Source organism: Cecembia sp. (assembly GCF_007126775.1).
Taxonomy (GTDB): domain Bacteria; phylum Bacteroidota; class Bacteroidia; order Cytophagales; family Cyclobacteriaceae; genus Cecembia.
The window spans coordinates 1-26553 of record NZ_SLAP01000217.1 but is presented as its reverse complement, the minus strand read 5'-3'; the positions used below and the strand labels follow the sequence as shown (position 1 = coordinate 26553).

The 26553-nt window shown below is 38.1% G+C and carries 28 protein-coding genes; 15 read left to right on the top strand and 13 right to left on the bottom strand.

Annotated features, from left to right (window positions below):
* From QZT73_RS14495 to QZT73_RS14475, 5 genes are all read right to left on the bottom strand, one after another.
* Nucleotides 1-518, bottom strand: a 518-nt coding sequence (locus QZT73_RS14495) for a DUF6597 domain-containing transcriptional factor (RefSeq protein ID WP_363331098.1), incomplete at its 3' end; no start/stop codon positions are given.
* Between the two features lie 314 nt (nucleotides 519-832).
* A complete protein-coding gene (locus QZT73_RS14490; RefSeq protein WP_291788887.1) occupies nucleotides 833-1462 on the bottom strand; it encodes a response regulator transcription factor in 630 nt (209 codons plus the stop codon).
* A 327-nt stretch (nucleotides 1463-1789) separates the two neighbouring features.
* Nucleotides 1790-3805 carry a sensor histidine kinase gene (locus QZT73_RS14485; protein ID WP_291788885.1) on the bottom strand — a complete coding sequence of 672 codons (2016 nt, stop codon included), beginning with the start codon at nucleotides 3803-3805 and terminating at the stop codon, nucleotides 1790-1792.
* 5 nt (nucleotides 3806-3810) lie between these two features.
* Complete coding sequence (locus QZT73_RS14480; protein WP_291788883.1) at nucleotides 3811-4272, bottom strand: hypothetical protein; 462 nt, start codon at nucleotides 4270-4272, stop codon at nucleotides 3811-3813.
* A 111-nt stretch (nucleotides 4273-4383) separates the two neighbouring features.
* Nucleotides 4384-5886 carry a carboxypeptidase gene (locus QZT73_RS14475; RefSeq protein WP_291779594.1) on the bottom strand — a complete coding sequence of 501 codons (1503 nt, stop codon included), beginning with the start codon at nucleotides 5884-5886 and terminating at the stop codon, nucleotides 4384-4386.
* A 217-nt stretch (nucleotides 5887-6103) separates the two neighbouring features.
* Between QZT73_RS14475 and ssb the strand changes: the two genes are divergently transcribed.
* The 3 genes from ssb to QZT73_RS14460 all read left to right on the top strand — a co-directional run bounded on the left by ssb (nucleotide 6104) and on the right by QZT73_RS14460 (nucleotide 7951).
* On the top strand, nucleotides 6104-6454 hold the full coding sequence (ssb, locus tag QZT73_RS14470; protein ID WP_291788881.1) for a single-stranded DNA-binding protein: 351 nt from the start codon (nucleotides 6104-6106) through the stop codon (nucleotides 6452-6454).
* Between the two features lie 159 nt (nucleotides 6455-6613).
* Nucleotides 6614-7588 carry a 6-phosphofructokinase gene (gene pfkA / locus QZT73_RS14465; RefSeq protein WP_291788880.1) on the top strand — a complete coding sequence of 325 codons (975 nt, stop codon included), beginning with the start codon at nucleotides 6614-6616 and terminating at the stop codon, nucleotides 7586-7588.
* Between the two features lie 3 nt (nucleotides 7589-7591).
* Nucleotides 7592-7951, top strand: coding sequence for a hypothetical protein (locus QZT73_RS14460; RefSeq protein ID WP_291788878.1), 360 nt, complete (start codon nucleotides 7592-7594; stop codon nucleotides 7949-7951).
* A gap of 7 nt (nucleotides 7952-7958) precedes the next feature.
* Here QZT73_RS14460 and miaA read toward each other — a convergent pair whose 3' ends face one another.
* Nucleotides 7959-8879, bottom strand: a complete 921-nt coding sequence (gene miaA, locus QZT73_RS14455; protein ID WP_291788876.1) for a tRNA (adenosine(37)-N6)-dimethylallyltransferase MiaA — start codon at nucleotides 8877-8879, stop codon at nucleotides 7959-7961.
* A gap of 51 nt (nucleotides 8880-8930) precedes the next feature.
* On the opposite strand from miaA, the gene QZT73_RS14450 reads away from it, so the two are divergent.
* The 5 genes from QZT73_RS14450 to QZT73_RS14430 all read left to right on the top strand — a co-directional run bounded on the left by QZT73_RS14450 (nucleotide 8931) and on the right by QZT73_RS14430 (nucleotide 12661).
* The gene (locus tag QZT73_RS14450) at nucleotides 8931-9674 is read left to right on the top strand and encodes a response regulator (RefSeq protein ID WP_291788873.1); all 744 of its coding nucleotides are present in this window, start codon (nucleotides 8931-8933) and stop codon (nucleotides 9672-9674) included.
* A complete protein-coding gene (locus QZT73_RS14445; protein ID WP_291782241.1) occupies nucleotides 9671-10048 on the top strand; it encodes a response regulator in 378 nt (125 codons plus the stop codon). Before QZT73_RS14450 ends, QZT73_RS14445 begins: the two co-directional genes overlap by 4 nt.
* Nucleotides 10049-10059: 11 nt before the next feature.
* A complete protein-coding gene (locus QZT73_RS14440) occupies nucleotides 10060-10338 on the top strand; it encodes a hypothetical protein (protein ID WP_291782238.1) in 279 nt (92 codons plus the stop codon).
* Nucleotides 10335-11099: an MBL fold metallo-hydrolase gene (locus QZT73_RS14435; RefSeq protein WP_291782236.1), complete on the top strand. Its 765-nt coding sequence runs from the start codon at nucleotides 10335-10337 to the stop codon at nucleotides 11097-11099. The genes QZT73_RS14440 and QZT73_RS14435 overlap by 4 nt, the downstream gene beginning before the upstream one ends.
* Nucleotides 11100-11161: 62 nt before the next feature.
* Complete coding sequence (locus QZT73_RS14430; RefSeq protein WP_363331097.1) at nucleotides 11162-12661, top strand: NFACT RNA binding domain-containing protein; 1500 nt, start codon at nucleotides 11162-11164, stop codon at nucleotides 12659-12661.
* On the opposite strand, the gene QZT73_RS14425 is transcribed toward QZT73_RS14430, so the two are convergent.
* From QZT73_RS14425 to QZT73_RS14400, 6 genes are all read right to left on the bottom strand, one after another.
* On the bottom strand, nucleotides 12655-13008 hold the full coding sequence (locus tag QZT73_RS14425) for a hypothetical protein (protein ID WP_291788869.1): 354 nt from the start codon (nucleotides 13006-13008) through the stop codon (nucleotides 12655-12657). The two genes, QZT73_RS14430 and QZT73_RS14425, sit on opposite strands and share 7 nt — an antisense overlap.
* 2 nt (nucleotides 13009-13010) lie before the next feature.
* Nucleotides 13011-13784 carry a LytTR family DNA-binding domain-containing protein gene (locus tag QZT73_RS14420; protein ID WP_291782228.1) on the bottom strand — a complete coding sequence of 258 codons (774 nt, stop codon included), beginning with the start codon at nucleotides 13782-13784 and terminating at the stop codon, nucleotides 13011-13013.
* The gene (locus QZT73_RS14415; protein ID WP_291782225.1) at nucleotides 13732-14784 is read right to left on the bottom strand and encodes a histidine kinase; all 1053 of its coding nucleotides are present in this window, start codon (nucleotides 14782-14784) and stop codon (nucleotides 13732-13734) included. The genes QZT73_RS14420 and QZT73_RS14415 overlap by 53 nt, the downstream gene beginning before the upstream one ends.
* Nucleotides 14785-14874: 90 nt before the next feature.
* The gene (locus QZT73_RS14410) at nucleotides 14875-16299 is read right to left on the bottom strand and encodes a fasciclin domain-containing protein (protein ID WP_291788867.1); all 1425 of its coding nucleotides are present in this window, start codon (nucleotides 16297-16299) and stop codon (nucleotides 14875-14877) included.
* A 179-nt stretch (nucleotides 16300-16478) separates the two neighbouring features.
* Nucleotides 16479-17909 carry a pyruvate kinase gene (pyk, locus tag QZT73_RS14405; RefSeq protein WP_291782220.1) on the bottom strand — a complete coding sequence of 477 codons (1431 nt, stop codon included), beginning with the start codon at nucleotides 17907-17909 and terminating at the stop codon, nucleotides 16479-16481.
* Nucleotides 17910-17922: 13 nt separating this feature from the next.
* Nucleotides 17923-18351, bottom strand: a complete 429-nt coding sequence (locus QZT73_RS14400; RefSeq protein ID WP_291782218.1) for an IPExxxVDY family protein — start codon at nucleotides 18349-18351, stop codon at nucleotides 17923-17925.
* A 153-nt stretch (nucleotides 18352-18504) separates the two neighbouring features.
* On the opposite strand from QZT73_RS14400, the gene QZT73_RS14395 reads away from it, so the two are divergent.
* The 5 genes from QZT73_RS14395 to QZT73_RS14375 are packed head-to-tail and all read left to right on the top strand — an operon-like array spanning nucleotide 18505 to nucleotide 23799.
* Entirely contained in the window at nucleotides 18505-18741 is a 237-nt protein-coding gene (locus tag QZT73_RS14395; RefSeq protein WP_008629501.1) for an acyl carrier protein, read from the top strand.
* Nucleotides 18742-18762: 21 nt separating this feature from the next.
* On the top strand, nucleotides 18763-20016 hold the full coding sequence (gene fabF / locus QZT73_RS14390) for a beta-ketoacyl-ACP synthase II (protein WP_291782182.1): 1254 nt from the start codon (nucleotides 18763-18765) through the stop codon (nucleotides 20014-20016).
* A gap of 1 nt (nucleotide 20017) precedes the next feature.
* Nucleotides 20018-20758 (top strand): ribonuclease III, encoded by a 741-nt coding sequence (gene rnc / locus QZT73_RS14385; protein ID WP_291782179.1) that lies wholly within the window; start codon nucleotides 20018-20020, stop codon nucleotides 20756-20758.
* Nucleotides 20759-20802: 44 nt separating this feature from the next.
* Nucleotides 20803-22650 (top strand): NAD(+) synthase, encoded by a 1848-nt coding sequence (gene nadE / locus QZT73_RS14380; RefSeq protein ID WP_291788865.1) that lies wholly within the window; start codon nucleotides 20803-20805, stop codon nucleotides 22648-22650.
* Nucleotides 22651-22689: 39 nt separating this feature from the next.
* Nucleotides 22690-23799: a prolipoprotein diacylglyceryl transferase gene (locus tag QZT73_RS14375; RefSeq protein ID WP_291788863.1), complete on the top strand. Its 1110-nt coding sequence runs from the start codon at nucleotides 22690-22692 to the stop codon at nucleotides 23797-23799.
* Here the strand turns inward: QZT73_RS14375 and yidD are convergent.
* Entirely contained in the window at nucleotides 23796-24017 is a 222-nt protein-coding gene (gene yidD, locus QZT73_RS14370; protein WP_291788861.1) for a membrane protein insertion efficiency factor YidD, read from the bottom strand. The genes QZT73_RS14375 and yidD overlap by 4 nt on opposite strands.
* Before the next feature lie 71 nt (nucleotides 24018-24088).
* On the opposite strand from yidD, the gene QZT73_RS14365 reads away from it, so the two are divergent.
* Entirely contained in the window at nucleotides 24089-25534 is a 1446-nt protein-coding gene (locus QZT73_RS14365; protein ID WP_291788859.1) for a BamA/TamA family outer membrane protein, read from the top strand.
* Between the two features lie 89 nt (nucleotides 25535-25623).
* A complete protein-coding gene (locus tag QZT73_RS14360) occupies nucleotides 25624-26442 on the top strand; it encodes a hypothetical protein (RefSeq protein WP_291782896.1) in 819 nt (272 codons plus the stop codon).
* Nucleotides 26443-26553 lie beyond the last annotated feature (111 nt).

Here is a 26553-nt window from a genome sequence, read left to right as displayed (position 1 = left end):
TACTGAATCATTTCATTTAGGGCTCCATCGATTGGCAACAGTTCTTTGACTCTACTCAATTTCCCAAGCAAGTAATTCTCTATGAATTCACATGTTGTATCAAATGATTCGACTTGAGCACAACGCTCTACCAAATCATTGATATCATTACCCATCAATTCAAAGCCATCAAAACCATCATCAAAAATTTCTTCCATGGGAATACCAAGCAATCTAAAAAGACCTCCTGGCCGGAAACCAACAACAGCAACTGTGTAATCATGGCTCACCGTCAATTCCATTCTGGTTACCTGCGGCCCTACCACCACAGCCTTTGACCTTATCCTATATTCAGATTCATTGACTTTTTTGGCTTTGAATTTTTCTTTGATGTATAAAAAAATACAATGCTGAGGTGTTGGTGGATACTGGCCCACAATTACCCCTTCGCCAGGATCAAGAACATGATCCACCACAAAAATACTTTGGACAAAAGTTGCCAAAAGTGGATGGGGTTCGAATAATTTAAATTTGATCATTGTAAAAGCTTCTATTTAGAAACAAGACTGGGGTTTGAGGAAAGATATTCATGGATATTGGGATACTGATTGATATTGTTCATGATATGGCACGTTAAGCAATATCAAAGATATCAACTAATATCCATGAATATCCTCCAGTTCTATATTCCAGACCTGGCAGGTTTTCAAAACCTGGCAGGTCTCAACCAATACCCTAATCCCGATACCCGGGACAAGTTATCTAAGAGTATCAACTCATATCTTTTTTTAATCAATCTCAAACGCCTGCTACTCTTCAACCTTCGAGTCCGCCGCGGCGGACTCAAAGGTTTTTAAACCAACCCTTCATTAATCGCCTTAGAAACGGCTTCGGTTTGCGAATGAACTTGAAGTTTTTCATAAATATGTTTGATATGTGTTCTTACCGTATCGATGCTGATTTTGCAATCTGCTGCTATCAATTTGAAACTATTGCCTTTACTCAGAGAGACCAAAACGTCCTTTTCCCGATCTGTCAAACCATAATTTACAGATTGCTGTGGCTTTTGCATGGACTGAATCACTAATTTAGCCACGGCAGGTGACATGGGCGCGCCTCCCTCCATTATTTCCTCAACAGCTGAAAAAAGTCGATTGGCAATGTACTTTTTAAGCAAATATCCTGAAGCACCTGCTTTGATTGCGTTCAGTACATTATCAGAATCATCAAATACCGTCAATATCAGTATATAAGTCTCCGGAACCAACTTCTTTACCAAAGTAGTAGCTTCTATCCCCGTCCTTCCTGGCATCTCTATATCCATCAATATCAGATCAGGCCGAAATGTCCTCACCTCCTCCTCCACATTATTGGCATTTGAATAAGCCCCCAACAATTCCATCCCATCCTTCAACAACACCATGCTGCTGATGCTTTCACGGAGAAGATCATTGTCTTCGTATAATAAAACCTTAATGGACATACTCTTGGTTTTCAATGGGACTGTATTTATGGCTAATTACTCTTCTTGAAATAAATAGAAATATAACTGCGGTGAAATATTTTGAAATAAGCTTTCAGAGAAATATCCCTTAGCCTTCCGCAGCCAAGGGTAATGAAATACATTGAAATATTCCAAAAGCGAAATTTATTTCAATATTTATAAGGACACTATATTTCAACCGTATTTCGCGAAGCATCTTTCATCTTTATTTCGCGAAGCATATTTCAACATTATTTCTACCTTATTTCTATTGTATTTCAATTGACATAAATATCATAAAAATCAATACGTTAGGAAATACCACAATCATGTGATAGGAGCACGAAGTTGAATGGAGGTGCCCATCTGTGGATAGCTTTCGATAGTCATACTGCCTCCCATCATACTCGCTCTTTGCTGCATATTGAAAAGGCCATTGCCTTTTTTTGTTTGTTGAAGATCGAAGCCCTTACCATCGTCTTTGATCAACAAATTGAGCTTGTGGTCTTCCACCTTTAGTTTGATTTCAAGGTGTTTACTGTCTGCGTACTTCGCGGCATTGTTTAAGGCCTCTTTAAAAATCAAGAAAAGGTTTCTTCTTTTCTCCAAATCGAGTTTAATATATTCTGCACCATCTCCTACATCAAATTGGTAAGTAATGCCTTTGGGTTCTAAGATCTCTGCTGCAAACTCCTGCATTTTGCTAAGTAATTGATCCAAATTATCATTATTGGGATGTATTGACCATACAATATCACTTAGCTTATCCATCATAGAAGCTGTTTGGGTATTGATTTTTGAAAAAAGGTTTTTGCTAGCCTGATCCTCTTTTTGCAATGCCATCTGAGAAAGAATGTGGATACTGGAGAGGGTACTTCCCAAGTCATCATGAAGGTCCCGTGCTATGGAATTTCGCAGTTTTTCCACTTCCAAAAGTCTCTTGGTTCGCCCCACAATCCGGTATTTGTTGACCAAAATACCTGCCAGTAAAATCAAAAAGATAAAGACAGCAAGAATCAGGTTTTGGTTCGCTTTTCGCCTGTCCAGTTCTACCCTATCCAGTTCTTTTTCTGTCTTTAGCAGGCTGATTTCATTTTCTTTCAGATCAAGCGCATACTTTGATTCCAGTTCCTTGAGCTGTGCCTGCAATGCACTGATTCCAATGGAGTCCCGATAAGCATATTCTTTGGATTGGGCTTCCAATGCTTGCCGATATTCACCTTTTTCCTGGTAGTATTCTTTGAGATTTTTATAAGCCGTCACGGCATTCCCGTAGTCCTTTTCATTTGAAGAAATTTTAGAAGCGGCCAATAAGCTGTTATAAGCTTCTTTGTCTTTGGAGAGCAATCTTTGAACTTTACCCATATCAGCAAGAATAACGGCTTCATAAGTTTTGATCCCCGCTATTTCGAACACATTTTGAGCTTCTTGAAAATGTGATAAGGAGGATTCATAATCACCCATCTTTTCATAATTCTTGCCTAAATTGATCAGATTTTCCCCAACCTGATTATTCAAACCCAATGATTCATTTATCTCTTTGGCTTTTGAAAAATAAGAAATGGCTTCCTCAAAAGAACCCATATCCGAATAGATATTGCCCAAATTCCCAATCACCACTGCCTCCCCTCTTTTGTCCCCCAAGAGCTTCCTATACTCTAATGATTGTAGGAATTTCTTTTCTGATTCATTATAATTTTTTAAATGATAATATATATTTCCCAATAAATTGTAAGCGAAAGACAAGCCTGTTTTGTTTTGGGTTTTTTCAAAAATCTCCAAAGCTTTGTAAGCGGATTGCATTCTGGAGTTCTGGTCATTCAAACTACTGTATACATTGGCCAAATTGATATGCAGCCCTGCTACATTATCTTGTCCAATGGTTTGATGGTCCAGTGATATGGCTTTTTGATAATTGGATAGTGCAACATCATATTTTCCGATCCTGTTGTAATGGACCCCTTTCCCATTGTAAAGCCCATAGGCCAGTTTCTGGTCATTAAGATTGGATTGTAGCAGGGCTTCGGCTTTATCAAAATAAAAATCAACAGAATCCAGCTTACCTGTTGCTGAATAATTCCCTGCCAATCGGATTGCTGCATTGGTTTTGAATTTATCAAAAGCAGGGTCATTTTTCATTTTTAAAACAGCCCAGTAGCTTTCAGTAGATCGATTCAAATCCGACCGTTCTAAGGTGATTCCCAGATTTACAAGTGCTTTGGCATGGAGGGAGTCCTGTTTGTTCTGGTTTATAATAGCCTGAAGGCTGTCAAGTTTTTGTGTTTGCGAAAAGGTATCAAAGCACATTGCTATAAAGAACGATAAACCCAAAATCCTTTTCATAAAATTTAAGGAGCTTCGTTAAATATCAAATATTTTATTTTCCAAAAGCCCTCCGTATTTTTTTTCCAATAAACCATAGTCCTGGCTTTATATTGCCATTGATTCCCATCTATAGTCAGCCAGTCTACAACAAATTCCCCCGTTTCAATCAAATGGTCATCATAGGTCACTAAATCATGTGTTTTATGGATATATTTACTGGATTGATGCTGAGAAAAAAGATCTTTATAAAAAGCTTCAATGGCATATTTTCCTGAGTTTTCCGGTAACTGAGGGGGTACATTCACTGCATCCTCCCAATAAAAAGAAGCGCATGCACTTGCATCCAGCTTTTCCCAAGATGCAATAAATGAATTCCAAATGGAATTAATTTCTTCAAACTGAGTTTGTGATTGGGCAAAGAGATGCTGAAAATTAAAAAACATTGAAAGAGCAACCACAAAAAATATGTGTTTAAAATTTTTCATAATTCTTTACATAATTACAGTACAATTTAAATTAAAATTTTGAAAACCAAAATGTTATAAAACAAAAAAGGCTACAGTAGTGTAGCCTTTTCTTTAGGATAAATAAAGATTTTACATCGTATCATTAATAAAATCGGCCAAATCCTTTTTGAACTTGATCAATGAAGGCATATGCGTATACATCATATGGCCAGCTTCATAATAGGTCATGATAATATTCTCTCTAATTTCAGGTCTTAAGTTCATTTGATCTATGGTATGTTCTACTCCATAGAAAACAGTTGCCAAGTCGTAATAACCATTCATAATAAGGACCTTGACATTTGGATCTTTGTTCATGGCATCTGCCATGTCAATGGCAGTATTGATAGAAATCATACTTCCCCATCCCTCATTTCCTTTATGGGACCAATCCCACCTAAATCCAGGTGCGGCATATGCTGAAGTTTTATAAGTTAAATCTTTGCTCACACCTAAATCTCTATGGAAATAATCCAGAAAGCCTGCTGTATATGCTGGAGAAATGGCGTCACTCTGGGGGTCAGTGATAGCGAATTGATTTTGAGGAAAAGGGTTAATTCCAATAAACCTGGAATCAAGTCTGCCAACAGTCATTCCTTCTTCTCTCATTAATTCATTAAAAAACTCTCTTGCAGTCATCCTTAAGTTCGATCTCTCCCAGATATTTGCCGAAACTCCAGCATATTTTTCCATCTTTTGAGCGATTTGTTTTTTATCTGTAGCAGAAAGTCTTCCACCTTTAAACAAGGCTGGCAAATACTCCTCTTCTGTAAATTTTCTGACCTCATCTACAAAAGCTTCGAGGTCGGGATTCTTGTTGGGCAATTTGTCATGATACCAGGCTGTAGTTGCATAGGTAGGAAAATGTACCAAATAAGAGGTACTTTCCTGTACTGGGAATGCCAGGGACCGGATATCGAAAACGGCAGAAACCATTACCACGCCATTCATGGCATAACCTTTGTCCAAGAGGTACTTCATTACCCCTGCATTTCTCATGGTACCATAACTTTCTCCCAGAAGGTACTTTGGAGATTGTAATCTGTCATACTCCTTCAGGAATTGCATGATGAATAGACTTATCGCCCTGATATCTTGGTCAACTCCCCAAAAGTCCTTTCCTTCAGATTTGCCTACAGGCATACTAAGCCCTGTACCTATTGGGTCCATCATGACTACATCTGCGACATCCAATATGGAATACTCATTGTTGACCAGTTCATAAGGAGCCGCCTTAGTATATCCTGGATCGTTCACTACAATTCTTTTGGGACCCATCACTCCCATATGCAGCCAATAGGATGAGGAACCTGGTCCACCATTGAAAGAAAATATTATCGGCCTTTTGGATGGTCCGTCTTCTTTAAAATAGGCCGTAAATCCATGAAGGGCGATGGGTTCATTATTTTCATCTTTAAGCAACATCGTTCCCGCTCTGGTTTTAAGGTTATGCGTGACTCCATTGATCCTTACAGATTGATTAGAAGTGAACACTTCTGCTTTAGGAATAGGTTTATCTCTTTCTTTCTCCTGTGCCAATGCAGGGAATAACAAACAAAAGAAAATGAGAATGGAAATATTGATTTTTTGCATGATATAGTTATTGATTTGATTTCAGGTTATAAGCTAAAGAATATTTTTCAGTAAGAATATGTATTTTCTTTTAACTGTCTTAATTGAGGATTAATCGATTATAATCGAATATATCCGAATATTTTAAAATTGTTTTATAGACTTTTTTTGATCTTTGACTCAGCTGCATTTTTAATCAGCTTTTTAAAAATATCTTTTAACTAAAAACAATCATTCAATGAGCAGTATTAGAAACAGGGTCACGCTGATCGGGAGATTGGGTGCCAAAGCAGAAATTAAAAGGTTTGATGACGGGAAAATCAAAGCCTCATTAAGTCTGGCCACAAACGATTATTACAAAAACCAAAAAGGAGAAAAAGTGGAAGAAACCACTTGGCATTTGTTGGTTGCCTGGGGAAAATCAGCAGAAATTATCGAAAAATATACGGATAAAGGATCTGAAATAGCTGTAGATGGCAAGTTGACCAACAGGAGTTATACAGATAAGGATGGGGTGAAAAAATTTATTACTGAAATCTTGGTGGATAATGTGGCCCTATTGGGAGACAAAGTAGCTGCCAGTACCTAAATACTTATTGGCCATCCTGCCATTTAGGATTTGGAGAAAAAGGATGGCCAATACTTTTTTGTGAATGCTTGTAATTTTATAACATTTAAAAGATTTATAGGTTTCTTATTTTTAGATGTCTTTTTGAGTATTTTTACGCCATAACAAACCTATTGATCCATGAAGAAAATAGCAGTTTTTACTTCTGGCGGAGATTCTCCAGGAATGAATGCATGTATCAGGGCGGTCGTAAGGACCGCAATTTTTAAAGGTATTGAAGTATATGGTATTTCCTATGGTTATGATGGCATGATCAATGGGAATATTAAGAAAATGCAATCCCACTCTGTGAGTAATATCATCCAAAGAGGTGGGACAATATTGAAATCTGCAAGAAGTGATGAATTCAGAACACCCGAAGGACGAAAAAAAGCTTTTGATCAGCTTCAAAAATTAGGAATTGAAGGCATAGTGGCGATTGGGGGAGATGGGACTTTTACAGGTGCCAAAGTATTCTACGAAGAATTTGGAATACCAACCATTGGATGTCCCGGAACTATTGATAATGATATTTTTGGTACAGACTATACCATTGGCTTTGATACAGCTGTAAACACTGCTTTAGAGGCCATTGATAAGATACGGGATACCGCCGCTGCCCATGATCGCATTTTCTTTATAGAAGTAATGGGCAGAGATTCTGGCTATATTGCATTGGAATGTGGCATTGGGGGAGGTGCGGAATTTGTCATGATCCCTGAAACGGAAACAGATTTGAGAAGTGTCGTCAAATCCCTAAAAAATCTTCGTAAAACCAAAAGTTCTTCGATCATTGTTGTAGCTGAGGGTGATGAAGAAGGAGGAGCTAATGATATCATGCAAAAGGTAAAGGAAAAGGTTGCTGATCCAGAAAAAGAATTCAAAGTAACCACTTTGGGTCATATTCAAAGGGGAGGAAACCCGACTGCCAGAGATAGGGTTTTGGCTTCCAGGTGTGGAATGGCCGCAGTTGAAGGTCTGATCAAAGGCGAATCTAACTGCATGGCGGGAGTAGTCAATGGTGAAGTAGTGTATACTGCATTCAAAGATTGTATCAGTAAACCAAAGCATCTCAAAGAAGATCATTTGAAATTAATTGAAATATTAAGCATATAGAACATGGGGTTCATACCTATAATTTTGACTATGTCTGCGGCCATTATTTTATTTATAATGGCCGTTCATAATTCTCTCAAATCCAAAAAGTCTCAAATTCAGGAGCTTCAATTGCTAATGTCCGAAGGTATCAAGACCTTGACCGATATCAGTATTAATGAGATGCCTTCCGATACCCAAAAACTTTCAGAAAAATTCCAACTTGCCAAAATTAGCATTACAGAAAGTCAAGAAGAGGAATTTCATCAAAAAGTAAGGAAGCCCTATCAACAGATAAAATTGATCAAATCGCAATACAACCAACTCATCGCGAGAAAACCATATAGTTTTGTTGCAAAAATCATGGGACATCAACCTTTCTGAATTTTTGCTATTCAATGGGTTTGATTCGCTGACTAACATGCTTGATGATTTCATTTTCCTGATTGGGCTGAAACCAGCTGACTTCGGGATCTTTCCGAAACCAGGTCATCTGTCTCTTGGCATACCTTCTTGAGTTCCTTTTCAACAATCTTACAGCCTCCTCCTTGTTATATTCCCCTTTCAAATATCCAAAAATCTCCGTATAACCAACTGTATGTAAGGCATTTAAGTGGTGGTATTCAAACAATTGAGAGGCCTCCGCAAAAAGTCCCTGTTCGATCATAATGTCCATTCTGAGATCTATCATCTTGTAGAGTTCCTCCCTTTCTCTATACAATCCAATCTTGATTATTTCAAAAGGCCTTTCCTTTTTGGTTTTTTTTCTGAATGAGCTATAGGCTTTACCAGTACCCCTGCAAACCTCAAGGGCCCGCATCAATCTTTGCGGATTGTTCAAATCTACAATTTTGAAATATTCAGGATCAAACGACTCCAATTCTTTTTGAAGGGATTCGATACCATTTTTTTCAAAGCTTTCAATTAGTTCTTTTCTGATAAGCGGATCAACATCCGGAATTTCATCCAAGCCACTGCAAACTACATCAATGAAGAGACCCGATCCTCCGGTCAAAATCACCAAATCCTTTTTTTTAAAAATACTTTCAAGCAGAGAAAGGGTGTCGTTTTCAAAAGTTTTAACATCATAGTTTTCCCAAATTGACTTATGTCCGACAAAATGATGTTTGACCTCCTGAAGCTCATCAAATGATGGTTTGGCTGTACCTATTTCTGTTTCCCGGTAAAATTGCCTGCTATCTGCTGATATAATTTCAGTCTCAAATTTTTTGGCTAATTTTAGGCACAAGGCTGTTTTTCCCACAGCAGTAGGACCAAGCACAACAACAAGATATTTATTACTTTTATGCAAAATGGATTGGCAAAACGTTGAATCGATTGCCAAAATTATCAATAAAACCTGATGAAAAACAAAAAGGTACTGATAGCTGATGATAATGCACTGAATAGAAGAGTTTTTCAAAACATCATTGGCCAAATCTACGCGTACGATATAGCAGAAAACGGTTACGCTGTGCTTCAAAAAATAAAGGAGAACCATTACGATCTGGTTTTGTTGGATATACAAATGCCACAACTTGACGGCATCAATACCTTGAAAATTATAAAACAGGAAAAATTAACCAAGGCACCTATTGTGGCAGTTTCAGCATTTGCCGAAATTCAGGACAGAGATTATTTTCTTTCTGCTGGTTTTGATGAATTTATTTCTAAGCCCGTTAAACCTAAACAACTTTTAGAATCCTTGCACAGATTAATGTTACCCGGATCAGAACAAGCTAATCAGAGCAAGGGTACCAATGAAGTAATGGACCGATCAGTTTTGATCAAATTATTGAAATTCAATTCAAAAGAAAATATCCGTTTGGTATACAACGATTTTATTGAGGAGACTGAAAAACTCTTAGATCAAGTAGAATACCTGATCAAATATGGAGATTTTCCTGAAATTGGGACCAAACTTCATATCATTAAAGGAAATTCAGGAACGCTCGGCGCGATGTCCATGTATAATTTCACTCAGAAGTTTGAACAAGACATAAAATCAGGCAACTTTAACAATACTTTAAAAGATTATCTATATTTGAAAAGCTTATTTGTTCAGTTTAAAAATCTTTGTCAATCATCAGAATTCCTTAATCCATGACCAAAGTGAGAAAAGTGTTGGTAGCTGAAGACAGCTCAGTTATTATCAATCTAACCAAAAATGTCTTGATGTTTGAGAATTATCAAATCACCGCTGTCAAAAATGGAAAGCAGGTATTAGAAAAACTGTCCAAGGAAGATTTTGATCTTATTCTTATGGATATAAATATGCCTTTAATGGATGGAATTGAGTGTACTAAAGCTATACGTGCATTGGAAGACCAAAAAAAGGCAAGCATTCCCATTGTTGCCATAACAGGTAATTATAAAAATTATACAATGGATGACTTTAAAAAAGCAGGCCTAAATGATTATGTCCAAAAGCCATTGGATTATGACCACTTATTGGCTACTGTTAAAAAACACCTTTCCTAAAATCCATTCCTATGGGTATTAAGTATACTAAAAACTTCCTTGATAAGCTTGAAAACATTTTTGCCGCTTCAGAGTATATTTTACGGTATGAAAAGGGAAATTTCAAATCTGGGTATTGTATTTTAAAAGAAAACAAAGTCGTTATAATCAATAAATACTACACTTTGGAAGGGAAAATCAATACATTAATCGATATCATCAAGGAATTGGAATTCAATTCAAAAAACTTTAAAGAGAAAAAATTACAGGATTTAATTACTGAACTTCAGCAAACAGAACTTAAGCTTTGAAAGTAACATTTTTAGGTACAGGAACATCTCAGGGGGTGCCGGTAATAGGCTGTGATTGTCCGGTATGCAGTTCCCTGGATTTCAGAGATAAGAGAACCAGGAGTGCCATTCATATTCAGGTAAATGGAAAAAGCATAGTAGTGGATACCGGCCCGGATTTCCGTAGCCAAATGCTGAGGGAGAAGATACACCAATTGGATGCCGTGTTGTTTACTCACGAACACAAGGATCATACTGCTGGATTGGATGATATTCGTCCTTTTAACTTTTCCCAAAAAAAAGACATGCCAATTTATGGAACAAAAAAAGTTCTCAATCAGATCAAGAAAGAGTTTGCATACATTTTCGAAGAAGTAAAATATCCCGGAGTGCCTTCAGTAATTCCACATGAAATCATTAACGCGCCCTTCTTTGCCGAAGATATCCCGATCATACCTGTGCAGGTAATGCACTACAGGCTCCCTGTGTTTGGTTTTAGAATCAAAGATTTTACTTATATCACGGATGCCAAATACATTGAAAAAGAAGAGATTGAAAAAATAAAAGGTACAAAAACGCTGGTGTTGAATGCTTTACAAAAAACCCATCACATTTCGCACCTCACATTGGATGAGGCCTTGGAAATGGTAAAAGTTATACAACCGGAAAAAGCATATTTCACACATATCAGTCACAAATTAGGGAATCATAGGGACATAGAAGCAATACTACCAGAGCATGTCAGACTTGCTTTTGATGGACTGAAGATTGATATTTCCTGATGCATTTCAATTTCCATTTTCTTAAATTCTTATGCCCCGAGCTTGATAAAAAATTCAAGGGCATGGAGGTTGTGACCTGTTTTTCTCAAAACAAGGACGAATTGGTCATTGGCTGTTCCCATATTGATGAACAATGTTATATCAGGGCGAATCTGCTTCCCGTTATTTCCTGTATTGCTTTTCCTACTGATTTTAAGAGAAGTAAAAAAAATACAGTGGCACTGTTTCCTGAAATCATCGGTCAGAAGATATTCAGTATCCAAACATTTCTAAATGAAAGGGCATTCAGGGTCAACTTCTCGTCCGGAGATTGCTTGGTTTTTAAATTACATGGCACCAGAAGCAATGTTCTTTTTTTTCCAAGAGATGCTGTTACTCCTGCCATTTTATTCCGAAATGAATTAAAAGACGACAGAAAACTTGCTATTGGAGAAATTGACAGAGCGCTCTCAACTGACTTTGAAGAATTTTCAAGATTGGAAGGAAACGCCTCCAAATTCCTTCCGACCCTTGGCAAAATTCCAAGAGAGTGGTTGAAAGACAAAGGCTATTTAGAGGCAGATCTGCACCAGCGCTGGGAGTTAATGAAAGAACTAATGGATATGCTTCAGAGTCCGCATTATTACATCATCAAGTCATCTCATGATTATTTTCTTTCCCTTCTGCCTACTCAGCAAGCTATTTTTGAATCCAACGATCCAATTGCGGCATGCAATGAAATATTCCGCTATAAAGTGGTCATTCAGGCTTTTGAAAAAGAAAAAAACTTTTGGATCAAAAATCTTGAAGACCAGAAAAAAAGAACACAAGCCTATCTCCAAAAAACCAAAGGAAGGCTGTTAGCGTTGAAAACTGAAAGTCCCCCTTCTCAAATTGCAGATGTAATTATGGCCAATCTGCATGCTATTCCAGCTGGAACAGAACAAACTGTATTATTTAATTTTTATACTCAGAAGGAAGAGCGTTTTGAAATAAAGCGTGGCTTAAGTCCACAAAAATTTGCCGAAAACCTTTACAGAAAATCAAAAAACAGAAAAAGGGAAATTGACCAGCTGGAAGAAAACGTAGAAGACAAGGAAAAGCTGTTGACAGAAACAGAGGGGCTCTTGATTGATTTAGTGAATATTCAAAATTTTCGTCAGCTTAAAGAATTTGTCAAAACGAGTCAATTGGCCCATAGACAAAAAGAAAAAGAAGAACAGGTCCCTTTCAAAAAATTTGAAGTTGAAGGTTTCGATATTTTGGTTGGAAAATCAGCGAAAGCCAATGACGAAATGTTGAGGCGATTTGCTTGGAAAGAGGACCTTTGGCTGCATGCAAAAGATGTTTCCGGATCCCATGTTCTCCTTAAATTCAGATCTGGAAATAATTTTCCAAAAACTGTGATTGAAAGGGCTGCTGAGCTTGCGGCCTATTACTCGAAACATAAAAATGAAAGGCTTGCTCCTGTCATTTATACACCCTCCAAATTTGTAAGGAAGATTAAAGGCTCAGCCCCAGGCAGTGTAATGGTGGACAAAGAAAGTGTGATCATGGTTAGTCCAAAAGGTCCAGATCAATAAACCTTCCTTGGTGGCCCTAGACTTATTTTATTAAATCCTTTGACCAAAACAATTGTTCCGGCAATTCCTATACCCCCACCGACATACAGTAAAGTCTCCCCTAAAGTGGGCTGGGTTCCAAGTAACTGACCTCCAATTATTGTCACGGTGTATCCTACCGTTGCAATGAATATTCCTGTTTTTAGTTGCTTTTGGGATTGGTAAAGGTTGTTTTCTATTTCAAAAACGCGCTTTTCCAAAACAACAATTGATCTTTGGACAGTATCCTGTACTTCAGGTATGAAGACTTGTCCCATTGCCTGGTAGGTGATCCCCAGGAAAACCATGATTATAAAAACACCTTTCATAATTATTGATTGATCCAATTTTTGAATTCGTTTACTCGTTCTCTTGCCACAATAATTTCACGCTGTCCATTCAGACACATATTCAATAACAGCCTTCCGTTCAAATAGGGTTTCATTTCAATCAAATGTTCAATATTAATAATCATAGAGCGATTAATCCTATAAAAAGTCATTGGATCGAGCAAAGCACTTTCCAATTCATTCAAAGAAAAGTCAACAATATATTTCCTATTTGAATTGCTTTCTTCTAGGTAAGTAAGTCCATTTTCAATATAAAAACAAGCAATATCCTCTGAAGAAACAAATTTTAATTTATTGCCAGATTTGGCTAAAAAACGTTTTTTGTACTTTCTAGGAGAATAATCCTGGATAAGCTGATCAATAAATCCCTGTGATAAAGACACCTTTGATTCCTTAGAAATAAACTTTTCGGTTTTTTGGAAAGCCTTCTCTAATCTTTCCTTATCAATAGGTTTTAAAACATAATCTACACAATTATGATCAAATGAACTCAGGGCATATTGATCAAAGGCAGTAATAAAAATAATAGGTTGATAAATTGATTTGTCCTTCAAGGCTGAAAAACTCAATCCATCTGCCAGATGGATGTCACAAAGCAAGAGGTCGAAGTCCAAATCATCCAATAAAGCTTTATTTAGCTCTTTTACCGTCTCAACATGCATTAAAATCTCCCAATCCGGCCTTAGTTCTTCTACAAGGTTTTTAATTCTTTGAAATGTTAACGGCTCGTCTTCTACTATCAGAATTTTTATCATCTTGAATCAAAGGTAAAGTTACCTGAAAGTGGTCAGTTAGTTTGCTGACTTCTATTTCCCTACCTAAGAACTTATAACGGTCTATAATGTTTTGAAGTCCTATGCCGGAGGAATAACTTTTATCCTCTCTAAGCTGCATTTTGTTTTTAATTACACACTTTTCATCCTCAACTTTTATCAAAACTTCCATGGGATCTTTGGCGGTAAAAAAATTATGTTTTACCACGTTCTCAACCAACAGCTGCAGTACAGCTGGGGGGATACTACGGTTTAATAAATTTTGATCGATTTCTTTTTTGAAAAGCAATGCATCCTGAAATCTCATAGACAAAAGATCTATATAGTCATCAAGGAAATCCAATTCTTCTTCTATTGGGATTAATTCCAGGGCGTTATTTTTTAAAATATACCTGTAAATATTAGAAAGTTTGAGCAAATACCGATCTGCCATTGCGATGTCCTGATGCATCAAATTGGACAATGCACTCAGATTATTAAAGAAAAAGTGAGGATTGATCTGATTGTTAATGGTTTTCAACTTAGCATTTGCATTCAATGTTTTGAGCCTTTCTGTCTCAATTTCTTTTAACTTAAACTTTTTGAAAAAGAAAAATATAGCATTCAATGTGTTGAGAAATAAATTGATCCGGAATCCAAAGGCACTTGTCAAGAGAAAATTTTGAGAAGAATAGGAAAAAGGTCCACCCAATACGGCACCGGTCACTGAGACAGCCAACAAACTGATCAGTGTAACTGCAATAAGGCTAAACCCAAATTGAAGAATCAAAGGATGGATTTTATTAAAAAGATTAACTAATTTTTTTTCAATCCAGGCATTGGAAAACCAAACAGCGTAGCATATAAACGCAATCAAAATAAAGGCAGCATCCAATGGAAGCTCAACCTGATATAGCCTATCACCATCCAATAAAAGGATATTGAAAAAGGAATATATGGCTAGAATCCCAGGGAATCCAAACCTGAATTTGTGATTGAACATAGGAAGAGAAATCTGTATTTTTTTGAAAGATACGCCAAAATAAAACAAACCCAGGAGATTAATCTCCTGGGTTTTTGGATAGTATTAGTTTCAATCAAGAGTCGGCAATAGTACACCATCTATGACATGGACAACTCCATTAGCAATGGCTACATCAGCAGCGACTACGTTAAAAGTATTTCCAGCAGCATCTGTTACTGTTACACCATCAGCAGTACGTGTTACCGTTAAGTTTTCACCTGCTAGAGTCGGAACAGTCTGGGGGCCATCTTCCAGATCAAAGGAAAATGCGACTGCAGGAACAACATGGAATTGAAGTACTTTAGTCACTGCTTCTGCACCCAGTGTTTCAATCAAGGCTTCCAAAGAATTAAGTTCTAAAGCTCCCAATAGATCGGCAAAAGCATCATTGGTAGGTGCAAAAACTGTAATAGCTTCAGCATCAAGCAATGCCTGTCCTAAATCAGCAGCCGTTACCGCATCCAAAAGCACTGTCAAATCTGCAGCTGTGGCAGCTTCAACTACATTTGGGATGGTCAATTCAGGTAATAAAACACCATCAATGACATGAACCACACCATTTTCAATCGCGACATCTGCTGCTACTACCGTGGCTGTGTTACCCAGTGCATCAGTTACCGTAACACCACTATCATTACGTGTTACAGTAATTTCCTGACCACCCAATGTTGGGAATGTATTAGTGGCTGCTAAATCACCTGAGAAAGCTACTGCGGGGACTACATGAAAACCTAAAACAGTTTCAAGGTTCTCCAAACCACCAATTCTTGCTACTAGCTGATCCAAGTTAGCTGCATTGAAGGCCTCTAATGCTGCTCCAAAAGCATCATTTGTGGGTGCGAATACAGTAATTGCATCCGCTGCTAAAAGTGCATCTGCTAAGCCATCTACCGCAGTCACTGCCGCCAATAAAGTAGTTAAATCAGCTGCTTGAGCAGCTTCTACCAAATTTGGTGCTGGAGCATCAGGAATCTCTATTTCAGGCAATAGAACCCTGTCAATCACATGAACTACACCATTTTGAATTTCAACGTCTGCAGCAATTACTGTGGCTGTATTGCCAGCAGCATCAACTACTGTTACCGTGTTTCCGGAACGGTTTACGGTCAAAGACTGCCCTGATAGCGTAGGAACAGTATTGGTTGCATTCAGGCTACTTGAAAAAGCTACAGTAGGAACTACGTGAAAACCGAGAACTGTTTCCAAATTCTCAGGGCCTCCTATAGCATCTACCAATTCAGGAAGGCTGGAAGCACCGAATGCTGCTAATGCCGCTGCGAATGCCTCGTTGGTGGGAGCAAATACCGTGATGGCTTCTGCATTAAGCAGTGCAGGAGCCAAGCCAGGGACAGCTTCTACTGCTGAAAGCAAGGTGGTCAAACCAGCTGCACTGGCCGCTTCAACCAAAGTAGGTGCAGGCATTTGGGGTTGCGGATCGTCATTACAGCTCAGTACTGCAAAAAACAAAGCTCCTGCAAGGAGTAAATTCATCATTCTTTTCATAGTTGATCAGTTTTTAGTTACGCATTATAAACTGTCGTCTGTAAAAAAGGATATCATAAATCCCGTGAAATGAATGATTTTAGGGCTAAACCGTAGGGTGAATATGCTGAACTGAAAAAAAGGAAAAGCCAAATTGACATCTGGCTTTTCCTAAGGGGTAACTTTTCTATCTATTCCACTTGATGAATTTTCAGCATATTGGTTTTACCCTTTGCTTTAAGCGGCATACTTGCCGTATTGATGATGAAATCTCCTGTTTTGACATACCCATCTTTTTTCAGTTGATTTTGTATGTCCATAAATGTAGCATCTGTAGAGATATTGCTTTCATAATGATATGCCCTTACTCCCCAAATCAAACTCATTTGGGTAATGAGTTTTTTATTTCTGGTAAATACCAAAAGATTGGCTAAAGGCCTAAATGAAGCCAGTCTCAATGCAGTCATTCCAGAGCTCGTTATGCCTATCAGTGCTTTTGCTTTAACATTCCTGGAAAGCCTTGCCGCCATCAATGTTAGATTTTTGCTATAAAAGTTGGGGTCATCTTCTGGAATCTTATAAAGATGATGGAAAACATCATGATTATTTTCAATGTAACTGATAATACTGCTCATAGCTTTTACGGAGGTAACCGGGAATTGTCCAGAGGCAGTTTCTGCTGAAAGCATCACCGCATCAGCTCCATCCAAAACCGCAGTGGCGACATCATTGGTCTCTGCCCGTGTAGGTCTTGGATGTGAAGTCATACTTTCAAGCATTTGAGTGGCAATAATGACAGGTTTGCTTGCCAACTTACATTTGGTAACCATCTGTTTTTGCCACAAGGGTACTGTTTCCATTGGCACTTCAACCCCCAGGTCCCCTCGGGCAACCATGATGGCATCGGTAGCTTCTATGATGGCATCAATATTTTTCAGGGCTTCAGGCTTTTCTATTTTGGCTACGATTTTACAATCTCTTCCTGCTTTCTCAATCCTCTCCCTGAGATCTTTGATATCATCTTCTGATCTGACAAAGGACAGGGCTATCCAATCCACATCATTTTCAAGCCCAAATTCAAGGTCTTTAAGGTCTTTTTCAGTCAAGGAAGGGGCAGATACTTTGGTATTGGGAAGATTAATTCCTTTTCTGGATTTCAAAATACCCCCATGGATTACAACACATCGGACATTTTTTCCATCCGTATTATTAACTGCAAGTTCTATATTTCCATCATCTATCAATATCCTGTCTCCTCCCTGTACATCATTGGGAAGATTTTTATAAACAGTGCTCACCAATTCTGCTGTACCTATCACAGGCTCATTGGTAATGGTGATTTTCTGTCCAGGTTGAATCTCAACTCCTCCATTTTCCATTTCGCCTACCCTGATTTTTGGGCCTTGCAAATCTTGGAGAATCCCGATATTCAAACCAGTTTCTTTGTTTATCTGCCTGATCATTTTGATTACTTCTGCATGGCCTTCATGATTCCCATGAGAAAAATTAAGCCTAAATACATTGGCTCCGGCATTTGCCAAACTGTTTAAAGTATCATAATTGTTGGAGGCGGGGCCTATTGTTGCTAAAATTTTTGTTTTGTTGTAAAGTGCAATACTCATTGATTAATTGGGATTAATAGGTTAGAAGATTTTCTTTTGATTTCAATTTGGAAACATCAAGTTTGACAATATTCTGAATATATCTTACCTCAGATAGGCGCTCAATATACATATTTAAATCCAATTGAAAGGTGAGGTCCTGTAACAGCAGAAAGTAGTCAACGACACGCAATTCGGGAATGAGGTAACGCGTCTGAGCGTTTTCCTTAAACGACCTGTTTTGTAGCAATTGAATGTAACCATGTTCCTTTTGTTCCATGTATTGGGAAATTTTCAATTGAGACTGATTAATAAATTCTGGTTCAAAATCATCTGTTCTCACCAGCCTTAGTCCAAGGGAATGATTGATGACCCAGGCCATTTTATAATCCTTAACGGGAGAGACCAGTCCCAGGAGTTCAAAATCATATTGATGTTCAACAAATAATTTGGTTTTCTTCATCTAAAGGAAGAATTATTGAAAGACAAATTTAGAAATATTCCTATAAGTAACACCGCTAAAGGGCATATCTTGAATTTAGTTGAGACATTTTTTTGGCAAAAAGGCATTTAATATATTTCTTTGCGGAGTGTTTTAATTTAAACTGATCAAAAAATGTCTGAAATTGCACAAAAAGTAAAAGCCATTATCGTTGATAAATTAGGCGTAGAAGAATCTGAAGTTACTCCTGAGGCTAGCTTCACTAATGATCTTGGTGCTGACTCTCTGGATACAGTAGAGCTCATCATGGAATTCGAAAAAGAATTCAACATCTCTATTCCAGATGATCAAGCTGAGCAAATCGGCACTGTTGGTCAGGCTATCAGCTACCTGGAGGCTAACGTAAAATAAATAATCACTTAAAATTCATTTATGAATTTAAGAAGAGTTGTAGTAACAGGCCTAGGTGCCCTTACACCCATTGGCAATACCGTAGAGGATTACTGGACCGGTTTGGTAAATGGGGTGAGCGGCGCTGCGCCTATTACTAGATTCGACGCCACGAAATTCAAAACCCAGTTTGCCTGTGAAGTCAAGGGCTTGGACGTTGAACAGTTTATCGAGAGAAAAGAGGCCAGGAAAATGGATCTTTTCACCCAGATGGGTTTAATTGCCTCCGATCAGGCTATAATTGATTCTGGATTAGATTTGGAAAAGTCCAATCTCAATAGAATCGGGGTAATCATGGGTTCAGGCATTGGAGGATTGCGCTCTTTTCAGGATGAAGTTACTGACTTCGCCAGAGGAGATGGAACGCCAAGGTTCAATCCTTTTTTTATCCCAAAAATGATCGCAGATATCTGCGCAGGTTTCATTTCAATAAAATATGGATTCAAAGGTCCAAATTTTGTAACCGTATCTGCTTGTGCTTCTGGAACCAATGCCATCATTGATGCATTTAATTACATCAGACTTGGCAAAGCGGACGTTTTCGTAACCGGAGGTACAGAAGCTACAGTGACTGAAGCAGGTGTCGGCGGATTCAATGCCTTGAAGGCATTATCTCAAAGAAACGATTCTCCTCAAACAGCATCCAGACCTTTTGATAAAGAAAGAGATGGATTTGTTCTTGGAGAAGGGGCAGGTTGCTTGATTCTAGAAGAATACGAGCATGCCAAAGCCAGAGGGGCAAAAATATATGCTGAAATGGTAGGCGGCGGAATGTCCGCTGATGCTTATCACCTTACAGCCCCACATCCCGACGGAGAAGGGGCTGGCAATGTAATGCTAAATGCACTTGAAGATGCAGGGATGAAGCCAGAGGATATTGGCTACATCAATGTACATGGCACATCAACTCCTTTGGGAGATATCAGTGAGATCAGGGCCATTCAAAAAGTATTTGGAGAGCATGCTTATCATATGAACATAAGCAGTACAAAATCAATGACAGGACATCTTTTAGGTGCAGCCGGTGCCATTGAAGCAATCGCATCTATTTTGGCGATCAACAACAGTCTTATTCCACCTACCATCAATCACTTTACAGATGACGAGGAGTTTGACAGCAGGTTGAATCTGACTTTCAATAAAGCCCAGAAAAGGGAAATAAATGCTGCATTAAGTAATACTTTTGGATTTGGCGGACATAATGCCTCTGTCATTTTCAAAAAAATGAGCGAGTAAATTGAGACTTTCCAGATTACTGAGGATACAGTCCGTATTTTACAACCAATCAGAAAAAAGGCTTGCTGCCGCCATTAAACACATGGTAGGAAGTAAGCCTTTTAATTTATCACTCTATAAACTCGCCATAAAACATGCATCGATAGCTGATGAATCCATCAATGGCCTAAAAATTTCAAATGAACGATTGGAGTATTTGGGAGATGCTATCTTAGGAGCTGTAGTTGCAGAATTTTTATTTATCAAATTCCCGTATAGGGATGAGGGCTTCCTTACAGAGACCAGATCAAGAATGGTAAACAGGGAAGCTTTGAACCAAATAGCTATCAAAATAGGGCTTTCAAAAGTTATAGAAAGAGAGTTTAAAGGGAAAAATCTAAATGCCCATAAATCCATTTTTGGCGATACGCTGGAAGCACTGCTAGGAGCAGTATACTTGGACAGAGGTTATTATTTTTGCAAAAAATTTATTCTAAAAAGGATTATTATCCATTTCGATGTTGATGGTATCATCACCACTACATCAAATTTCAAGAGTAAAATCATCGAATGGTCCCAGAAAGAAAATAAGAATGTAGACTTCAAAACAATTTCAGTTTCAGGAAACCAAAGGTTCAAGGAATTTCTTGTTCAGATTACTGTGGATGGAGAAGCACTTGCCGAAGGAAAAGGGTCAACAAAAAAGAAAGCAGAACAGGATGCTTCTAAAAATGCCTGTGAAAAACTTAATTTAGAAACTTAGAACACTGCGATTAAATTTAGTGTTTTGATGCTTTAAGATAACATATGTCCACACTTCAAATTTCCTGTGCTACTGTCAATCAAACACCACTCGATTGGACTGGGAATCTTTCCAGAATACTTGCGTGTATTGATGAAGCCAAGAAAAATGGCGCGGATTTCCTTTGTCTTCCAGAACTTTGTATAACAGGTTATGGTTCTGAAGATCTTTTCTTAAGCTACTGGTATCCTCAGAAAGCAATAAAACAGTTGGCAAAAATCATCCCCCATTGCCAAGATATAACTGTTGCTGTTGGTATTCCGGTAAGGGTTCAGGAAAAAGTCTACAATTGCATGGCAATTATAGAAAATTCCGAACTCAAAGCTTTTGTGGCCAAACAATATCTTGCAATTGACGGGGTACATTATGAATTCAGATGGTTTACTCCTTGGGAACATGGCCAAGTAATTTCTTTTGATTTTTTTGGGACTCAAATTCCCTTAGGAGATCTTGTTTTTGACAAAAATGGGATAAAATACGGTTTTGAAATCTGTGAGGATGCCTGGAGGGGGCCAATAAGACCAGGTTATCGATTAAAAGAAAGGAAAGTAGATATAATTTTCAACCCCAGCGCAAGCCATTTTGCCATGGGAAAAACGCTTGAAAGAGAGGAATTGGTAAAAGAGAGTTCCACCTTATTTGATGTCACCTATATTTACGTAAATCTTTTGGGAAACGAAACCGGCAGAATGATATTTGATGGAGAAATCATGGTGGCAAGAGATGGAGAAGTTATCCTGAAAAACACCCTCTTATCTTTTAAGGATTATCAGGTAAAGTTTTTTGAATATCAAAAGGAAAATACGATTGTATATCCAGTTTTCAGTTCAGCCAATAAAAATGAAGAATTTGTACAGGCCGCTTCCTTAGCACTTTTTGACTACCTCAGGAAAAGCAGGAGTAAAGGTTTTGTACTTTCACTTAGTGGGGGTGCAGACTCCTCGACTATTGCCATCTTGGTTTCAGAGATGGTCAAAAGAGGACTTGCAGAACTTGGATTGGAATCTTTCCTGGAAAAAATCAATCTTGATTTCAAGCCAGCAAGCGATAAACCGGAAAAAGAAATAATATATCGGATTTTTACCACAGCTTATCAAGCATCCAATAACTCATCTCAAGACACTTTCGAAAGTGCCAAACTTCTTGCGGAGAGCATTGGAGCGGAATTCCTGCACTGGGAAATAGCAGAAGAAGTGGAAAGTTATACCAAAAAAGTAGAAACTGCACTTGGAAGAAAATTGAATTGGAAAGAAGATGACCTGGCCCTTCAGAATATACAGGCCAGGGCAAGGTCACCCATTATCTGGATGCTGGCCAATATTAAGAATGCACTTTTACTCAGCACTTCCAATAGAAGTGAGGGTGATGTAGGGTACACCACCATGGACGGGGACACTAGCGGAAGCATCTCCCCTATCGCAGCAGTAGATAAATATTTTATTATCCAATGGCTAAAATGGGCAGAATTTCATTTGTCCTATCCGGGACTAGCACAGGTTAACAAGCTTCAGCCTACTGCTGAATTAAGACCACTTGAAAACCAACAGACTGACGAATCAGATCTAATGCCTTATGCAATTATTGTAGAAATTGAACGATTGGCCATAAGAGACAGAAGGTCCCCTGTAGATGTCTTTCTTATTCTAAAAGAGGAATTGGACATTCATTCAGAGGAACTGAAAAATCATATCAGGAAATTTTTCACGCTTTGGTCAAGAAACCAGTGGAAAAGAGAAAGGCTGGCGCCATCCTTTCACTTGGATGAGTTTAATGTGGATCCGAAAACATGGTACAGGTTCCCAATTTTATCAGGATCCTACGAAGAAGAGTTAAAAGAATTGGATACTTATTAAAAAAGGCTAATTTCACATCCTTTGGAAAAAGGAAATAAAATGAATACGATAGATATTATTTTAAGCTATGTAGTTTGGAGCCCCAATCCGGCGGTTTTCCCGAGTTTTGAAAGATTAAGATGGTATAGTCTACTATTTGCTATGGGTTTTATAATTTCCCAGCAAATCATGTTTTTCATTTACAGAAAAGAAGGGGAAGATGAAACACTTGTAGACAGGTTGACCATCTATATGGTTTTGTCCACCATAATCGGAGCAAGGTTAGGACATGTTCTTTTTTATGAACCAGAAAAGTATCTCAGCAATCCCATAGATATATTAAAGGTCTGGGAAGGTGGTTTGGCCAGTCATGGTGCAGCCATCGCAATTTTAATTGCACTTTACTTGTATGCCAGAAAGATTCCTTCACAAAGTTATTTGTGGGTAGTTGACCGGATTGTCATTGTCGTGGCCATGACTGGAGCATTGATAAGAATCGGCAATCTGATGAATTCCGAAATTGGAGGAAAACCAACGGGAAGTGACAGTGGTTTTGTATTTGCAAGAGATACGGAAGAAATCCTGGAGACCATGAGAATACCGGTGCTTTCGGTAGATGCTTACAAACCGAAAGACCGTTCATCCGAGCTTGCTGGAAATGGCATTGTTCCCCTTAATATTGATATTCGAATTGAGAAAGGTGGTTTCAGTGAAGCCGACTTACGGACAGCAATTGAAACTGATGTGAAGTATGTTTTGACAAGATTCAGAAGTTCTCAAAAATACTTAGCAGAAAACCCAGAGTCTGCCCTCAATTACAATTTAACTGACAGAGGTGATCATTATCTTGCCACAGTCTTCACAAGGGGTGTCGCAAGGTATCCTACTCAAATATATGAAGCAGCAAGCTATTTCGTTATATTCCTATTGCTGTATTTCCTGTGGTGGAAATACAAGTCCAGGCTTCCAGACGGATTATTTCTGGGGCTGTTCTTGATTTCAGTATTTGGGATGCGTTTTATTTGGGAGTTTCTCAAAGAAAACCAAGTGGAATTTGAGGATAGCTTAACCTTAAATATGGGCCAAGCCTTAAGTATCCCTTTGGTAATTGGAGGTGCAATATTGGTAATTTTGGCCTTGAAAAGAGGATTTAAACCAGCTAAAAATTAAGGAACAGGATCGTGTCCATGGCCACCCCATGGGTGACAACTGGAAATGCGCTTAATGGCCAGCCAGCCACCTTTTATAACTCCATGCTTTAAGATAGCTTCCTTTGTATACTGACTACATGTTGGGCTATATCTGCATGTAGCGGGGAAAAGGGGTGAAATCAAATATTGATAAAACAATACTGGTAGAATTGCTATTTTCCGAATGAAAGTTTTCAATAAAGAGGAGCATTTATTTGAGAATATAAATATTTATAATAAAGTTCAATAATAAAATCCAAACTCAAATATTGTACGGTATTGTTAGAAATACTGCCCTAATACTGATCACATTCATTCTTTGCTCACTGGCTGAAAAAAGTTGGGGACAAGTCGATGATGATTCAGTTCCGATGGCACCCCCTGATAAGGTTGTCATCAACAATATTTATATTATTGGAAATGAAAAAACCAGAAAAAATATTATTCTTCGGGAGATAGACCTTAGCACTGGTATTTTTTATGATTGGGAAGAACTGGTACAGATGATCGAAGCTGATCAAAAAAAAATATATAACCTACAACTTTTCAATACAGTAGAAATCACACCACTGATAACAGGGCCTGAACAGGTAGAACTGCTGGTAGCAGTTACAGAAAGGTGGTACATCATCCCCAATATTATTTTAAATTTAGCAGATAGAAACTTAGCAGAATGGTGGACGAACCAGAACCGTGACCTTTCTAGGTTGAATTATGGTGGCAGGCTAATTCATAACAATGTAGGCGGAAGAAATGAAAAATTGAGAGTTGGTGGCCAATTTGGATTTGTCAGGTCAGCAGAGATAGGATACAGTAAACCCTATATAGACAAAAATCAAAAACACGGACTGGCAGCCCAGTTTACTTATTTTACCCAAAGAACCATCCCTGTAAGGTCGGCTGATAACAAACAGATTTTTTACCGCAATGAAAATGAAGAAGTTTTGAGGAGGAATTCCTCTGCCTTTTTGAGATATACTTACCGGGGCAGTTTTTACAATTTTCATTTTGTGACTTTGGGTTACACCAGTACTTGGATTAATGAGGATGTTTTTACCCAAAACCCTAATTATTTCATCCATGGTGATAACCGTTTACAATATTTTCTATTAAGTTACAATTACAGACATGATAACAGGGACAATATTGCCTATGCTACTGAAGGCCAGTTATTGAATCTTGCACTGACCAGATATGGCCTTTTTGGAGGTGATGATGTACAGGATACAGAATTCACCATGAATGCCAACAAATACAAAAGGCTCAGCAATAAATTTCATGTGGTTACAGGTTTATCCTTCAATTATTTCTTTGGTCAGCAGCAGCCTTTTACCTTGGTAAGAGGTATAGGCTACAATCCCTACTTTATCAGAGGTTATGAGCTCAATGTGGTTGAAGGGCAGCAGGTCATTGTTCATAAAAACAGTCTGAGATTCAAGCTCCTTGATACAGGTCTAGATATAGGCAATTATATGCCTTTAGATGAATTTGCCTACATCCCTTTCCGCGTTTTTCTAAGTGCTAATTTTGACCATGGTTATGTCAATGATAGAAATCAAGTGCCAGAAAACTTGAGATTGACCAATAGGTACCTATTCGGGTATGGCCTTGGACTTGACCTGGTAAGCTTGTATGACATGGTCTTCAGGGTAGAATATTCCATTAACAGTCAAAATGAGGGTGCATTTTTCCTCAATATTAGAGCACCATTTTAATTTAACCCAAATTATCCGTTTATATCCGATTATTTGTCCAAAAGAGCCTTTTAAAAGACTTAAATTAGCCATGCACTGTAGTATTTTTTATGAAATGGCTGTTTTTTATATTGCTTTGGTGTGGTATTGACTATCCAATTTTTGGGCAGGGGACCGAAACTTTGCCCAAAGGTGCCAGAAGTATGGGTTTTGCCAATGCCAATACTACAGTTGCCGATGCTTGGAGTATTTTTAATAATATTGGCGGATTGAGTCGTATCAATCATTCCCAGGTAGCTTTTGGATATGACCATAGAATGGATCTCGATGAATTGACTACACTTGCAGCAGCCATTGCCTTCAAAAACAACAATCTGGGTTGGGGAATTGGTGTATCAAGTTTTGGTTCTGAATATTTTTCACAGCAGCAATTGGGAATAGGTATTTCCAATCAGTTGGGAATAGCCAGCTTAGGTTTAAAGGTCAATTATTTCCAAACCAGTATAGAAGGATTTGGAACAGGTCGAGCTGCAGTATTGGAATTTGGAGGGATTGCGGAACTTAGTCCAGAGCTTTTTTTCGGGGCACATATTTACAATCCAACCAGAGCTTCATATGGTAAAAATTCTCCTGACCACCTGCCCACTGTAGTAAAAGCGGGAATTGCTTATAAACCTTCCGAAAAAGTTTCCCTTCAAGTGGAAGCAGAAAAGGATATCTTATTAGACCCCATTTTAAAAATAGGACTGGAATACAACTTATTCAACAAGTTTTGGAGCAGAACAGGTATCAATACCCATTCATCACTTTTATTTTTTGGAATTGGTTTTCAAGGGAGGTCAATACACGTTGATTATGCTATGACCCAACATCCTGCTTTGGGCTACACCCATCATTTTGCTGCCAATATTCAACTGCATAAAAGATGAGAAAAGGTGGATTAATTTTGATTTATCTACTTTCCCAATCCTTTTTTTTATTGGGGCAAACCTACAAAAAGGGGGAAATTGACATGGAAAACTTTGTTGAAGATTTATTTG

Coding starts and splice junctions, on each gene's coding strand:
- QZT73_RS14480 (WP_291788883.1), bottom strand. CDS start 4,272: ATGAAAAATTTTAAACACATATTTTTTGTGGTTGCTCTTTCAATGTTT.
- QZT73_RS14425 (WP_291788869.1), bottom strand. CDS start 13,008: ATGAAAGGTGTTTTTATAATCATGGTTTTCCTGGGGATCACCTACCAG.
- QZT73_RS14420 (WP_291782228.1), bottom strand. CDS start 13,784: ATGATAAAAATTCTGATAGTAGAAGACGAGCCGTTAACATTTCAAAGA.
- fabF (WP_291782182.1), top strand. CDS start 18,763: ATGAATTTAAGAAGAGTTGTAGTAACAGGCCTAGGTGCCCTTACACCC.
- QZT73_RS14430 (WP_363331097.1), top strand. CDS start 11,162: ATGGAGGTTGTGACCTGTTTTTCTCAAAACAAGGACGAATTGGTCATT.
- QZT73_RS14475 (WP_291779594.1), bottom strand. CDS start 5,886: ATGCAAAAAATCAATATTTCCATTCTCATTTTCTTTTGTTTGTTATTC.
- QZT73_RS14440 (WP_291782238.1), top strand. CDS start 10,060: ATGGGTATTAAGTATACTAAAAACTTCCTTGATAAGCTTGAAAACATT.
- pfkA (WP_291788880.1), top strand. CDS start 6,614: ATGAAGAAAATAGCAGTTTTTACTTCTGGCGGAGATTCTCCAGGAATG.
- QZT73_RS14415 (WP_291782225.1), bottom strand. CDS start 14,784: ATGTTCAATCACAAATTCAGGTTTGGATTCCCTGGGATTCTAGCCATA.
- QZT73_RS14490 (WP_291788887.1), bottom strand. CDS start 1,462: ATGTCCATTAAGGTTTTATTATACGAAGACAATGATCTTCTCCGTGAA.
- QZT73_RS14400 (WP_291782218.1), bottom strand. CDS start 18,351: ATGAAGAAAACCAAATTATTTGTTGAACATCAATATGATTTTGAACTC.
- QZT73_RS14445 (WP_291782241.1), top strand. CDS start 9,671: ATGACCAAAGTGAGAAAAGTGTTGGTAGCTGAAGACAGCTCAGTTATT.
- QZT73_RS14450 (WP_291788873.1), top strand. CDS start 8,931: ATGAAAAACAAAAAGGTACTGATAGCTGATGATAATGCACTGAATAGA.
- nadE (WP_291788865.1), top strand. CDS start 20,803: ATGTCCACACTTCAAATTTCCTGTGCTACTGTCAATCAAACACCACTC.
- QZT73_RS14375 (WP_291788863.1), top strand. CDS start 22,690: ATGAATACGATAGATATTATTTTAAGCTATGTAGTTTGGAGCCCCAAT.
- QZT73_RS14460 (WP_291788878.1), top strand. CDS start 7,592: ATGGGGTTCATACCTATAATTTTGACTATGTCTGCGGCCATTATTTTA.
- QZT73_RS14410 (WP_291788867.1), bottom strand. CDS start 16,299: ATGATGAATTTACTCCTTGCAGGAGCTTTGTTTTTTGCAGTACTGAGC.
- QZT73_RS14485 (WP_291788885.1), bottom strand. CDS start 3,805: ATGAAAAGGATTTTGGGTTTATCGTTCTTTATAGCAATGTGCTTTGAT.
- pyk (WP_291782220.1), bottom strand. CDS start 17,909: ATGAGTATTGCACTTTACAACAAAACAAAAATTTTAGCAACAATAGGC.
- ssb (WP_291788881.1), top strand. CDS start 6,104: ATGAGCAGTATTAGAAACAGGGTCACGCTGATCGGGAGATTGGGTGCC.
- QZT73_RS14360 (WP_291782896.1), top strand. CDS start 25,624: ATGAAATGGCTGTTTTTTATATTGCTTTGGTGTGGTATTGACTATCCA.
- QZT73_RS14395 (WP_008629501.1), top strand. CDS start 18,505: ATGTCTGAAATTGCACAAAAAGTAAAAGCCATTATCGTTGATAAATTA.